This is a genomic window from Streptomyces durbertensis, assembly GCF_014156695.1.
Taxonomy (GTDB): Bacteria; Actinomycetota; Actinomycetes; order Streptomycetales; family Streptomycetaceae; genus Streptomyces; species Streptomyces durbertensis.
In genome coordinates this window covers 1-12,130 of record NZ_WMLF01000139.1, presented here as the reverse complement: position 1 = coordinate 12,130, position 12,130 = coordinate 1, and the positions used below count along the sequence as shown (strand labels likewise).

Below are 12,130 nucleotides of genomic sequence, written 5' to 3'. Positions count from 1 at the left end.
GTGTGGGAGCAGACTAGACCCGCGCGGCGCGTCGGTGGTGGCACCTCCGGCGCGCGCCGCGTGCCGCCGCGCGCGCCGGCCGTGGGCCGTCGCCGTCAGCGACGCGGCTGCGAGTCCAGCACCTGCTGCAGCGCCTCGAACTCCTCGACGCACTTGCCGGAGCCGAGGGCCACGGAGTCCAGCGGGTCCTCGGCGATGTGGATCGGCATGCCCGTCTCCTCGCGCAGCCGCTCGTCCAGACCGCGCAGGAGTGCGCCGCCGCCGGTCAGCACGATGCCCCGGTCCATGATGTCGCCGGAGAGTTCGGGCGGGCACTTGTCGAGCGTGGTCTTGACCGCGTCGACGATGGAGTTCACCGGCTCCTCGATGGCCTTGCGCACCTCGGCGGCGGAGATCACCACCGTCTTGGGGAGTCCGCTGACCAGGTCGCGGCCGCGGATCTCGGTGTGCTCGTCCTTCTCCAGGTCGTACGCCGAACCGATGGTGATCTTGATGCTTTCGGCGGTGCGCTCGCCGAGCAGGAGGCTGTACTCCTTCTTGACGTGCTGGATGATCGCGTTGTCCAGCTCGTCGCCTGCCACCCGGATGGACTGGGCCGTGACGATGCCGCCGAGCGAGATCACCGCGACCTCGGTGGTGCCGCCGCCGATGTCGACGACCATGTTGCCGGTGGCCTCGTGCACCGGGAGGCCGGAGCCGATCGCGGCTGCCATCGGCTCCTCGATGATGTGCACCTGGCGGGCACCGGCCTGGGTGGAGGCCTCGATGACCGCACGGCGCTCGACACCCGTGATCCCGGACGGCACGCACACCACGACACGCGGGCGGGCCAGGTAGCGACGCTTGTGGATCTTGAGGATGAAGTACCTGAGCATGCGCTCGGTGATCTCGAAGTCGGCGATGACGCCGTCCTTCAGCGGCCGGACCGCCACGATGTTGCCCGGCGTGCGGCCGATCATCTTCTTCGCCTCGGCACCGACGGCGAGGATGCCGCCGGTGTTCGTGTTGATCGCGACCACCGAGGGCTCGTTCAGGACGATGCCGCGACCTCTGACGTACACCAGCGTATTGGCGGTCCCGAGGTCGACAGCCATGTCACGGCCGATGAAGGACATGTTGTTCGCCATGAGGATACGTCTGGCCTTCCAGCAGGAGCGGTGAGGGAGGAGGAGGGCAGGTTGCGCTGAGGCTCGCCGAGCGTCGGTCCTAAGAGAAGCCTCCATGGTAGTCACGTTCGAACGAACGCGGCGCGGGGGTACTCACGCCATTGTCAGCGCAACGGGGGCACTCCTCCCTACTGATGACGTCGCGTCCGGGTGATTCGTTCCCCGCCCGGTTCGCCTGTCGGGTTCGTTCCCGCTCCCCTTCCCACCGTCAGGGCGGGGCATCCCCGGGGACGTTCGGCGTGTCCCGGGACGTACCCCGCCCGCCGGGGGCCGGCGGGCGGGCGGCGGCGTCCGTCAGACCAGGCCGGGGAAGAAGATCTTCATCTCCCGTTCGGCGGACTCCGTCGAGTCCGAGGCGTGGATCAGGTTCTCCCGCACGATCGTGCCGTAGTCGCCGCGGATGGTGCCGGGCGCGGCCTGGATCGGGTCGGTCGGGCCGGCCAGGGTGCGCACGCCCTCGATGACGCGCTCCCCCTCGACGACCAGCGCCACCGACGGACCGGAAGCCATGAACTCCACCAGCGGCTCGTAGAACGGGCGGCCCTGGTGCTCGGCGTAGTGCTGTTCCAGCGTCGAGCGGTCGAGCGTGCGCAGCTCCATCGCGGTGATCCGCCAGTCCGCCTTGCTCTCGATACGGCCGACGATCTCACCGATCAGACCGCGGCGGACCGCGTCGGGCTTGAGGAGGACGAGGGTGCGCTGGCTCATGGACGGCTCCTGGAACCTTAGGGACAAAAGCACGCTGAGATTACCGCCCGTACGGGTGCGGCCGTGCGGGCGGGGCGCCGGGCCCCGGCAGGACACCCCCGGCTGGCGCGGCCGGTCAGCCCGCCTGGGCGGCGAACCTCGCCTTGGCCTCCTCGATCTTCCGGCCGAAGTGGATGGACGCCCACCACAGGCCGGCGAAGACCGCGCCGAGGAAGAACATCGTCGGCACCACGAAGCCGGAGAGGATCAGCCCGCCCTGCAGGGCCCAGCCGAGCTCCAGTCCGCCGCGCCGCCCGATCATCCCGCACAGCAGCAGGCACAGCGCCATGGCGATGCCGCACACCGTCCACACCGTGACCGTGGAGTGGTCGCTGAGCTGCATGGCGACCAGCCCGGCGAAGCCGATCACGAAGAACTCGCCGATCAGCGTGGACGAACACAGGGTGCGCATCAGCGGTCCCTCCCGAGCAGCACGCGGGCCTCGCCCACGGTGATCACCGAACCCGTCACGAGCACCCCGGCCCCGGCGTACTCGTCCTCCTCCTCGGCGAGGGTGATCGCCGCCTCAAGGGCGTCGTCCAGGCGCGGCTCGACCCGCACCCGCTCCTCTCCGAACACCTCGACCGCGAGCGCGGCGAGTTCGTCGACGTCCATGCCCCGGGGCGTGGTGTTGCGGGTCACCACGACCTCCGCGAGCAGCGGCTCCATGACCTCCAGGAAGCCGCGCACGTCCTTGTCGCCGCTGGGGCCGACGACCCCGATCAGCCGGCTGAAGCCGAACGCCTCGGAGACGGCCGCGGCGGTCGCCCGGGCGCCCGCCGGGTTGTGGGCGGCGTCCAGCAGGACGGACGGGCTGGTGCGGACGAGCTCCAGCCGTCCGGGCGAGGTGACGGAGGCGAACGCCGTCCGCACGGTGTCCTGGTCGAGCGTGCGGTCGTGCTCGGAGCCGATGCCGAAGAACGCCTCCACCGCGGCGAGCGCGACGGCGGCGTTGTGGGCCATGTGCTCGCCGTGCAGCGGCAGGAAGACGTCCGGGTACTCGCCGCCGAGCCCGCGCAGGGTGAGCAGCTGCCCCCCCACCGCGATCTCCCGGCTCACGACGCCGAACTCCATGCCCTCCCTGGCGACCGTGGCGTCCACCTCGACTGCCCGCTTCAGCAGCACCGAGGCGGCGTCCACCGGCTGCTGCGCCATCACCACGGTGGCGCCCGGCTTGATGATGCCGGCCTTCTCCTCGGCGATGGCCGCGGGCGTGGCGCCCAGCCGGTCCGTGTGGTCCAGGTCGATCGGCGTCACCACGGCGACCTGGGCGTCGATGACGTTGGTGGCGTCCCACCGCCCGCCCATGCCGACCTCCACGATGCCGACCTCCACCGGGGCGTCGGCGAAGGCGGCGTACGCCATGCCGGTCATCGCCTCGAAGAACGACAGCCGGTGGCCCTGCTGGCCGTCGACGATCTCGACGAAGGGCTGCACGTCGCGGTAGGTCTCGATGAACCGCTCGGCGGGCAGCGGCGCGCCGTCCACGCTGATGCGCTCGGTGATCGACTGGACGTGCGGGCTGCTGTACCGGCCCGTCCGCAGCTCGAACGCGCCGAGCAGGGCCTCGATGATCCGCGCGGTGGTCGTCTTGCCGTTGGTGCCGGTGATGTGGATCGTCGGGTAGGCCTTCTGCGGCTCCCCCAGCACGTCCATCAGCGCCCGGATGCGGTCGAGCGACGGGTCGATGCGGGTCTCCGGCCACCGCCCGTACAGCTCTTTCTCCACCTCGCGCAGCGCCCGGTCGGCCTCCGGGTCGGCGGGCCGGGCGGGCACACCGTCGCCCTTCGGCGGCCCGGCCTGGGTCCGCAGCGTGCGGCTGCCCGCCTCGATGACGGCCAGGTCGGGGTCGCGGTCGGTCTCCGCGCCGACGATCTCCTCGAACTGTCCGAGCTGTCCGAGATCGTCCGGCTGGGCGTCGGGGTCGTCCGGTCCTGGGGTGCTGGGGGTGTCGCTCACACCGGCCAGTCTACGGAGCCGCCCGCCGACGCCGTGCAGCCTCCCCGGCCGGGCGCGGGACCGGTGCGGGGCCGTCGCGTGACCGGCGCGGGGACCGTCGCATGACCGGCGCGGGCGCCGTGGCACACTCGTCGCATGCGCGTCTACCTCGGCTCCGATCACGCCGGCTACGAACTGAAGAACCACCTCGTCCAGTGGCTGAAGGACAACGGCCACGAGCCCGTCGACTGCGGGCCGCACCTCTACGACGCCGTGGACGACTACCCGCCGTTCTGTCTGCGCGCGGCCGAGCGGACCGCCGCCGACGCCGACAGCCTCGGCATCGTGATCGGCGGCTCCGGCAACGGCGAGCAGATCGCCGCCAACAAGGTCAAGGGCGTCCGCGCGGTGCTCGCGTGGAGCGAGCAGACCGCCGCGCTCGGCCGGGAGCACAACAACGCCAACGTGATCAGCATCGGCGGCCGGATGCACACCGTCGAGGAGGCCGAGCGCTTCGTCGAGCTGTTCCTCAACACCCCCTTCACCGGCGAGGAGCGGCACGAGCGGCGCATCGCGATGCTCTCCGACTACGAGCGCACCGGCGAGCTGCCGCCCATTCCCGCCCACCACCCGCAGCAGGACTGAGCGGGGCATGCCCGAGGGGCACACCATCCACCGGCTCGCGCTGGAGCACCGCCGGCGGTTCGCCGGCCGGCCGGTGGCCGTGTCCAGCCCGCAGGGCCGGTTCACCGACGGTGCCGCGCTGCTCGACGGCCGCACGCTGGAGAGCGCCGACGCCGTGGGCAAGCACCTGCTGCTCGGCTTCGGCCCGGCAGGCTGGGTGCACGTCCACCTCGGGCTGTTCGGCAAGCTCGACTTCGGCAGCGGCGCGCCCGTCACCCCGGCGCCGACCGTCCGGCTGCGGCTGGTCGGCGAGGAGTCGTACGCCGACCTGCGCGGGCCCACGAAGTGCGCGCTGATCACCGACGGCGAGCGGCGTGAACTGGTCGAGCGCCTCGGCCCCGACCCGCTGCGCGCCGACGCCGACCCGGACCGCGCCTTCGGCCGGATCTCTCGCAGCCGGACGTCGATAGCCGCGCTGCTGCTCGACCAGAAGGTGGTCGCCGGGGTCGGCAACGTCTACCGCGCCGAGGTGCTGTTCCGGCACGGCATAGACCCGCTGCTGCCGGGCCGGGAGCTCGGGCGCGACCGCTGGGAGGCGGTGTGGGCCGACCTCGTGGAACTGATGCGCGAGGGGGTGCGGCACAACCGCATCGACACCGTGCGCCCCGAGCACACGCCGGAGGCGATGGGCCGCCCGCCGCGCGTGGACGACCACGGCGGCGAGGTGTACGTCTACCGCAGGACCGGCCAGCCGTGCCATCTGTGCGGCACGCCGGTGTCGATCGCCGAACTCGCCGGGCGGAACCTCTTCTGGTGCGGCGGCTGCCAGCCGGCGGCCCGCGCGGCGAACTGAGCGCGACGCCGCACTCGGCGCCCGCGCCCGGCGCACGGTCCGCTGAGCGCCCGCGCCGGCGTACGGCCCTCCGCGCGGGCGCGCGGATCAGCTGTACGCCGGGCACACGCTCCCATGCTCCCGAACGTCGCGGTCCGACGGTCAGAAGCCGTGCGCCAGGAACGGCGCGCGATCGCTGCCGAAGGCCGTCGACGCCGCGGCGAGAGCGCCCGGCCGCAGCTCGGTGACCCGGCCGGCCGCCGCCAGCTCGGTCAGCGTGCTCCCACCCAGGTAGACCGCGCCCAGTTCGGCGACGCCCAGCGACAGGTCGGCGGTGTCCCGGGTGGGTGCGCACACCGCGCCCCGCCGGTCCCCCGCCAGCCGCCAACGCCCCGTGTTCCGCGGCAGGAAGTCGTCCGCCACGTCCAACACGACGTCCACCGGCGCCTGGTAGCCGCGGGCGGCCAGCGCCGCGCCGACGTCCACCGGCCGCAGGTACATCGCGTCCCGCAGCTTCAGCCGGCAACGCCGCACGTCGGACGCGAGGAACCGCATCGGGTCGTCCACCGGCCGCTTCCCGGCGACGATCCGCGACGTCAGGTCGACGCCGGCGAGGAACCGCCACAGCGCCGCGTACCCGGCCGGGTCGTCGGCCTCCAACTCCCACAGGTTCACCTGCCCGTCGGCTCCGGCGTCGTCCCAGCGCGGTGTGACGCTGAAGCGGGCGTAGCCGACCAGCCGCCCGTCCCGCTCGACGAGCACGCACCGCAGCGGCGAGGCGCCCGCGCGTTCGCCCGGCGGGTCGATCACCTGGACCCTCGCCCACTCCTCCGACCGCGCGAGCGAGCCGGGACGCCCGGCGAGTCCGCGCGCGTACAGCGCCTCGCACTCGGGCAGCGACTTCTCCGGGTCTGCCCAGCGGACCCGGAGGTCCTCCGCATCCGCCGGCGCGGCGAAGCGGACCCGCCCGGTGTCCACGGTCGCCGACATCCACTGGCTCGCCAGGCCGTAGCCGAACCTGCCGTAGATGTCCGGCTCCGAGGCCGTGAGGGCCGCCAGCGGCTCCTCCCGCTCCTCGGACAGCTCCAACTGGCGCCGCATCATGCTCTTCAGCACGCCCCGTCTGCGGTGCGTCGCGGACACGCTCACCATGGTCAGCCCGCCCGTCGGCACCAGCGCGCCGCCCGGCACCGACATCCGGAAGGAGAACGTTCCGGAGGTCCCGATCAACTCGTCGCCGTCGAACGCCGCCAGCGAGCGCTCGTACTCCACCACCGAGCGCCAACCGGCCTCCTCCGCCGGGTCGGCCTCGCCCTCACCGAAGGCTCGCGACAGATGACGGAACCACTCGCTCCAGTCGGCCGGTCGCAGCACCCTCAACTCTGTGTTCATGTAGCCATCCGTACCAGGGGCCACGGGCGTGCCGCGAACCATTTTCGAACGGGGATGCCACGGTGTGGGGTTGGGAATCGACGCGCCCCCGACAGCCCGGCTAAGGTCCCCGACATGGCTGGTCGCACGGGCAAGGAGCCCCCGTCGGCCCGGTTGCGCCGGATACACAAGGCACTGCACCGGGCCCGCACTCTGCTGCGCCGGTCCGCGGTGGACTACTTCCGCGGGCACGGCTCGGACTGGGTCGTGCTCGTGACCCTGCTGCTCAGTGTGCCCGCGCTCGCCTGGGCGACGCTCACGGCCCCGTTGTGGGCGGCGCCCGAGGCGCTGGTGCTGCCGCTGATCGTAGGCGGCCTGCTGCTGCGCCCGATCAGTCTGCTCGCCGTGTACGCGGCGGCGGCCGGCGCGCTGGTCGTGGAGTCCGTCCTGCTCGGCCCCTACGCCGACGGCGCCGGCCGGGTCACCCCCGGAACGGTGCTCGTCGTCTCCGCGGTCGGCTTCGTGGGCCTGCTCATCGCCCAGTTCCGCACCCGGGTCGGCGTGCCCTGGACCGGCGGCGGCACCATGCTCTTCGACCTGCGGGAGCGGCTGCGGGTGCAGAGCCAGCTCCCGTCGCTCCCCAAGGGCTGGCACCGGGAGATGTCGCTGCGCCCGGCCGGCGGCCAGTCGTTCTCCGGCGACTTCGTCGTGGCGGCCCGCACCGGCGCCGAGCGGCGCACACTCGAGGTGGTGCTGACGGACGTCTCCGGCAAGGGCATGGACGCCGGCTCGCGCGCGTTGCTGCTCTCCGGCGCGTTCGGCGGACTGCTCGGCTCGCTGCCGCCACACGCCTTCCTGCCCGCGGCCAACGCCTACCTGCTGCGCCAGGACTGGGAGGAGGGCTTCGCCACCTCCATCCACCTCGTGCTCGACCTCGACAGCGGCGACTACGAGCTGTTCTCCGCCGGCCACCCGCCCGCGCTCCAGCTGAGCGCCGGGTCGGGCCGCTGGGAGGAGAAGTCCGCCGGCGGACCGCTGCTCGGCGTCTACGACGGTGTGGAGTTCCACCCCGTCAAGGGCCGTCTGCGCGCCGGCGACGTGCTGATGCTCTTCACCGACGGCCTGGTGGAGACCTCGGAGCGGGACCTGGCGGACGGCATCGACCGGCTCACCGGCGCCGCCGAGACCTACGTCGCCACCGGCTTCCGCGGCGCGGCCTGGCACCTCATCGAGAAGGTCGCCAAGGACGTCAACGACGACCGCGCGCTGGTCCTCATCAGCCGCAGCTGACCGGCCGGGCACGTCCCAGCCGGGGGTGCGGACGGACGCCGACGCTCAGCCGCGGGCGCGGGCCCTGGCCTGGTCGAGCGGGTCGCGGCGGAACGCCCAGTCCAGCTTCGGCTCCATCACCCAGCGGAACGCCCGGCGCACCGGCGGCGTGCACAGCGCCGTCATCATCACCGCGGTGATCACCGAGATGATGATCCGGCCCGTCGGCGAGTCCACCCACGGCATGGCGTACCAGTCGTAGATGCGGGACAGCTGGATCGGGTAGACGTGCAGCAGGTACGCGCAGATCGTGCCGGCGCCGAGGGTCGTGAACCACGTCTGACGCGTCGGCACCCAGGAGAAGAAGCAGGCCGTGAGCAGCAGCGCGCAGCCGAAGAGCGCCAGGGTCATCACCACGCCGACCCACCACGGCACCCCGAGGTCCTGGGCGGCGTTGTCCCGCAGGAACCAGTCCTTGTTCATGCGCGGCACCGCCCAGTAGGCGAAGGCCAGTGCGGCGGCCATGATCGGCACCGCGGCCACCTTCAACTCCCGGCGGCGCAGCATCTCGAAGTGCTCGGGCCGCAGTCTCATGCCGAGCACGAAGAACGGCAGGAACTGCAGTACCCGTTGCAGGTTCAGGTCGTTGCCGATGCCCGGGCAGGTGGTCGCGGCCGCCGCGATGACCAGCGCGATCGGCAGCGGCCAGCGCAGCGCGTTCCACACCGGCGCGGTGAGCCGCCAGATGAACAGCGCCACCAGGAACCACAGTGCGTAGCCCGGGTTGAGGAGCGTGAACTCCCGGTCGGGGTTCTCCACCGCGCGGATGAAGAGGGTGAACGCGATCTCGAAGACGAGGTAGGGGATCGCGATGCCGGTGATCAGCCGCTTGATCTGTCCCGGCCTGGCCTCGAAACTCCGCGACAGGTAGCCGGAGATGATGATGAACGCCGGCATGTGGAAGGTGTAGAGCGCGTAGTACAGCGCCTCCGCCGCGCGGCTGTCCGAACGCAGCGGCAGCCACGCGTGGCCGAGGCCGACGAGCACGATCGTGAGGTACTTCGCGTTGTCGAAGAACGGGTCGCGCGCTCTGCCCTGTTCGCTCCCACTGGTCCTGACAGGCGGCTTCGGCGCCCTGTCCACGACCTTCGCACTCTGCTCCCCCTCCGGCTGGGCCGGTGGGAGGGGCGCTCGCTCATAACCAGCTGGGAACATCTGCCGCACCATAGTGCCGAAACCTGTCAGACGTAAATTCACGCAGGCAGGTTGCCTGTCGTGTCCGAACGTAGATCCGTTCGTCTTCCCACCGATGCGGTGGGTAAACGCCGCCCAGGTTTCACGATGTCAGGAATGAGGCGGATATGACCGACCTAAGAATCCCGTATGTACGAGTTCGATCCCCGCTGGAACGTGCGATCCCGCACACGTCACCGGCCGTTGGTATGAGGCGACTCACAACACCCGCCGCGCATACGGGCGTCGCACCCGCAACCGGTGCCCGCGGTCACGACGTCTGTCAACGAGACGCCATCACGGTGCCGGCGTCGGCCACTTGGTGGCACGATGGTCCGGCCGGCGGGACGACCGAACAGGCGGCCTGGACCGGTGGCCAGGCGAACCGACCGAAGGTGTGATCAATCGTGGCCATTTCGCTGTCAGTCGTGGTGCTCCTGGCGATCGTCCTCGTGGTGATGGTCCGCAGCGGCTCCATCAAGGCGGGGCCCGCCATCGTCGCGGCCCTGTTCGGCTTCTTCCTCGCCTCCACCGGCATGGCCCCGGTCATCCAGAACTTCATGGACTCGCTCGCCCGCACGATCAGCGACATCAGCTTCTGACCACCCGCACCGGCCACCCGGCGCGCACCCGGCCCCGACGCCGCCCCGAGCCGGTGGGAACGTCCGAGGCCCGGGAACGGCCGAGGCCCGGACCACCGTCGCGGGACGGCGGCCCGGGCCTCGGACCTGTGAAGAGCGGGCGACGGGAATCGAACCCGCGTAGCCAGTTTGGAAGACTGGGGCTCTACCATTGAGCTACGCCCGCACGCGCCACGTGAGACATCGGTCACCCCGGACGACCACCGGTCGCTCCCGGTGGGCCGCCGCTCACGCTCCGGATGATCATAGACCAATCCGTCGAGGTGCCCGGTACGGCACGCAACGCATCGTACGGCATGTACGCTACTTCTCGCACCGACGGGGTGTGGCGCAGCTTGGTAGCGCGTCCGCTTTGGGAGCGGAAGGTCGTCGGTTCGAATCCGGCCACCCCGACCACGTACTATGAGTGACGCGCGTGCCTGTGTCGTGTCCGCCTTCCGAGTCGCATACGGGGCCGCCTTGACGCCCTCGCGGAGGATCCCGCGGCATCGAGATCCGCGGATCGCACCTGCCACGATGGTGTCGAGAAACGTAACCGAGCAGTCAGCCCCAAGGAGACCGACCGTGAAGAGCGCCGTGGAGACCCTGAACCCGACCCGGGTTCGGCTCACTGTCGAGGTGCCCTTCGAGGAGCTCAAGCCCAGCCTCGACGCGGCGTACAAGAAGATCAACCAGCAGATCCAGGTGCCCGGCTTCCGGAAGGGCAAGGTCCCGGCGCGGGTCATCGACCAGCGCTTCGGCCGTGGCGCCGTGCTGGAGGAGGCCGTCAACGACGCGCTGCCGAAGCTGTACCAGAGCGCCGTCGAAGAGGGCGAGCTGAACCCGCTCGGCCAGCCCGAGGTGGACATCACCGAGCTCAAGGACAACGAGCTGCTGGCGTTCACCGCCGAGGTCGACGTCCGTCCCGAGATCGAGATCCCGGACTACTCCGGCATCGAGGTCACCGTCGACGCCGCCGAGGTCGGCGACGAGGACGTCGAGAAGGCCGTCGAGCAGCTGCGTGAGCGCTTCGCCACCACCACCGCCGTGGAGCGGGCCGCCGCCGAGGGCGACGTCGTGAAGGTCGACCTGGAGGCCAAGGTCGACGGCGAGGTCCTGCCGGACGGCGTGGCCAAGGGCGTCGACTACACCATCGGCTCCGGTGAGCTGCTGGAGGGCATCGACGAGGCCGTCACCGGCCTGTCCGCCGGCGAGTCCGCCACCTTCACCTCCGAGCTCAAGGGCGGCTCCGCCGCCGGCAAGGAGGCCGAGGTGACCGTCGCCGTCACCACCGTCTCCTCCCGCGAGCTGCCGGAGCTGGACGACGACTTCGCCCAGCTGGCCAGCGAGTTCGACACCATCGCCGAGCTGCGCGAGGACAGCCGCAAGCGGCTGGCGCAGGGCCGCAAGTACGAGCAGGCAACCAAGGCCCAGGAGCAGGTGCTGGAGAAGCTCATCGAGCTGACCGAGGTGCCGATCCCCGAGAAGCTCCTCGAGGACGAGGTCAACACCCGCAAGCACAACCTGGTCAACCACCAGCTCGCCCAGATGGGCATGGACCTCGCGGCCTACCTGAAGATGCAGGACAAGTCCGAGGAGGACTTCGACGCCGAGCTCAAGGAGCAGGCGGAGAAGGGCATCCGCACCCAGTTCATCCTCGACGAGCTGGTCGCCAAGGAGAAGCTGAACGTCAACCAGGAGGAGCTCACCGAGCACCTCATGCGGCGTGCGCAGTCCTCCGGCATGAGCCCCGACCAGTTCGCCCAGGCGGTCGTCGAGGGCGGCCAGGTGCCGATGCTCGTCGGCGAGGTCGCCCGCGGCAAGGCCCTGGCGCTGGTCGTCGAGTCCGCCACCGTCAAGGACACCAACGGTGACGTCGTGGACCTCGACGACGAGGACGAGAACGAGGGCGTCGACGAGACGGCCGAGGCCGCCGACAGCGCCGCCGAGGCCGGCGAGAAGGCTGACGACAAGAAGTCCGAGGCCTGATCCCACACCAGGATCCGACCCGACGGGCCCGTACGTCACCGCGCGTACGGGCCCGTCGGCGTTCGACCGCCCCGGCGGGCCGTCCGGCCGCCGGACGCTCCGGGCACCGGCCCACCCACGTGAGCGAGAACGCACAAGAGCGGCCCACGACCCGGGTGGGGCGCGGTACCGTCGAAGAGCAAGGACCAGGCACCGTCAACACCCGGCGGTGCGGCAGGCGAAGGGGATGCACCTCGTGGCACGCATCGGTGATGGTGGCGATCTGCTGAAGTGTTCTTTCTGTGGGAAGAGTCAGAAGCAGGTGAAGAAGCTCATCGCAGGTCCTGGTGTGTATATCTGTG

12 protein-coding genes and 2 tRNA genes are annotated in these 12,130 nt (G+C 71.1%); 7 read left to right on the top strand and 7 right to left on the bottom strand.

What is annotated here, in order from left to right:
• Positions 1-95: 95 nt before the first annotated feature.
• The 4 genes from GL263_RS12030 to folC form a co-directional block, all read right to left on the bottom strand.
• The gene (locus GL263_RS12030) at positions 96-1,115 is read right to left on the bottom strand and encodes a rod shape-determining protein (RefSeq protein WP_182855634.1); all 1,020 of its coding nucleotides are present in this window, start codon (positions 1,113-1,115) and stop codon (positions 96-98) included.
• A 345-nt stretch (positions 1,116-1,460) separates the two neighbouring features.
• Positions 1,461-1,874 (bottom strand): nucleoside-diphosphate kinase, encoded by a 414-nt coding sequence (gene ndk / locus GL263_RS12025; protein WP_182855633.1) that lies wholly within the window; start codon positions 1,872-1,874, stop codon positions 1,461-1,463.
• A gap of 115 nt (positions 1,875-1,989) precedes the next feature.
• Complete coding sequence (locus GL263_RS12020; protein ID WP_182855631.1) at positions 1,990-2,325, bottom strand: DUF4233 domain-containing protein; 336 nt, start codon at positions 2,323-2,325, stop codon at positions 1,990-1,992.
• A complete protein-coding gene (gene folC, locus GL263_RS12015) occupies positions 2,325-3,872 on the bottom strand; it encodes a bifunctional tetrahydrofolate synthase/dihydrofolate synthase (protein WP_182855630.1) in 1,548 nt (515 codons plus the stop codon). Before folC ends, GL263_RS12020 begins: the two co-directional genes overlap by 1 nt.
• Before the next feature lie 135 nt (positions 3,873-4,007).
• On the opposite strand from folC, the gene GL263_RS12010 reads away from it, so the two are divergent.
• Both GL263_RS12010 and GL263_RS12005 read left to right on the top strand, forming a co-directional pair.
• Complete coding sequence (locus tag GL263_RS12010) at positions 4,008-4,496, top strand: ribose-5-phosphate isomerase (protein WP_182855628.1); 489 nt, start codon at positions 4,008-4,010, stop codon at positions 4,494-4,496.
• 7 nt (positions 4,497-4,503) lie between these two features.
• On the top strand, positions 4,504-5,328 hold the full coding sequence (locus GL263_RS12005) for an Fpg/Nei family DNA glycosylase (protein ID WP_182855626.1): 825 nt from the start codon (positions 4,504-4,506) through the stop codon (positions 5,326-5,328).
• Between the two features lie 141 nt (positions 5,329-5,469).
• Here the strand turns inward: GL263_RS12005 and GL263_RS12000 are convergent, their stop codons facing one another.
• Positions 5,470-6,699, bottom strand: a complete 1,230-nt coding sequence (locus tag GL263_RS12000) for a GNAT family N-acetyltransferase (RefSeq protein WP_182855625.1) — start codon at positions 6,697-6,699, stop codon at positions 5,470-5,472.
• Positions 6,700-6,813: 114 nt separating this feature from the next.
• On the opposite strand from GL263_RS12000, the gene GL263_RS11995 reads away from it, so the two are divergent.
• Positions 6,814-7,968: a PP2C family protein-serine/threonine phosphatase gene (locus GL263_RS11995; RefSeq protein ID WP_182855623.1), complete on the top strand. Its 1,155-nt coding sequence runs from the start codon at positions 6,814-6,816 to the stop codon at positions 7,966-7,968.
• Positions 7,969-8,013: 45 nt separating this feature from the next.
• Here the strand turns inward: GL263_RS11995 and GL263_RS11990 are convergent, their stop codons facing one another.
• Positions 8,014-9,174: an acyltransferase family protein gene (locus GL263_RS11990; RefSeq protein ID WP_182855622.1), complete on the bottom strand. Its 1,161-nt coding sequence runs from the start codon at positions 9,172-9,174 to the stop codon at positions 8,014-8,016.
• A gap of 413 nt (positions 9,175-9,587) precedes the next feature.
• Between GL263_RS11990 and GL263_RS11985 the strand changes: the two genes are divergently transcribed.
• Entirely contained in the window at positions 9,588-9,782 is a 195-nt protein-coding gene (locus tag GL263_RS11985) for a hypothetical protein (protein ID WP_182855620.1), read from the top strand.
• Between the two features lie 134 nt (positions 9,783-9,916).
• Here the strand turns inward: GL263_RS11985 and GL263_RS11980 are convergent.
• Positions 9,917-9,987: transfer RNA gene (locus tag GL263_RS11980), tRNA-Gly, on the bottom strand.
• Between the two features lie 153 nt (positions 9,988-10,140).
• Between GL263_RS11980 and GL263_RS11975 the strand changes: the two genes are divergently transcribed.
• From GL263_RS11975 to GL263_RS11965, 3 genes are all read left to right on the top strand, one after another.
• Positions 10,141-10,217, top strand: a tRNA-Pro gene (locus GL263_RS11975).
• Between the two features lie 168 nt (positions 10,218-10,385).
• Entirely contained in the window at positions 10,386-11,789 is a 1,404-nt protein-coding gene (gene tig, locus GL263_RS11970; RefSeq protein ID WP_182855618.1) for a trigger factor, read from the top strand.
• A 235-nt stretch (positions 11,790-12,024) separates the two neighbouring features.
• On the top strand, positions 12,025-12,130 hold a 106-nt coding region (locus tag GL263_RS11965), incomplete at its 3' end, for a ClpX C4-type zinc finger protein (protein ID WP_143647443.1).

Excerpts from the sequence above, each read along its gene's own strand:
- GL263_RS12030 (WP_182855634.1), bottom strand. The coding sequence starts at position 1,115 with ATGTCCTTCATCGGCCGTGACATGGCTGTCGACCTCGGGACCGCCAAT.
- ndk (WP_182855633.1), bottom strand. The coding sequence starts at position 1,874 with ATGAGCCAGCGCACCCTCGTCCTCCTCAAGCCCGACGCGGTCCGCCGC.
- GL263_RS12020 (WP_182855631.1), bottom strand. The coding sequence starts at position 2,325 with ATGCGCACCCTGTGTTCGTCCACGCTGATCGGCGAGTTCTTCGTGATC.
- GL263_RS12010 (WP_182855628.1), top strand. The coding sequence starts at position 4,008 with ATGCGCGTCTACCTCGGCTCCGATCACGCCGGCTACGAACTGAAGAAC.
- GL263_RS12005 (WP_182855626.1), top strand. The coding sequence starts at position 4,504 with ATGCCCGAGGGGCACACCATCCACCGGCTCGCGCTGGAGCACCGCCGG.
- GL263_RS12000 (WP_182855625.1), bottom strand. The coding sequence starts at position 6,699 with ATGAACACAGAGTTGAGGGTGCTGCGACCGGCCGACTGGAGCGAGTGG.
- GL263_RS11995 (WP_182855623.1), top strand. The coding sequence starts at position 6,814 with ATGGCTGGTCGCACGGGCAAGGAGCCCCCGTCGGCCCGGTTGCGCCGG.
- GL263_RS11990 (WP_182855622.1), bottom strand. The coding sequence starts at position 9,174 with ATGGTGCGGCAGATGTTCCCAGCTGGTTATGAGCGAGCGCCCCTCCCA.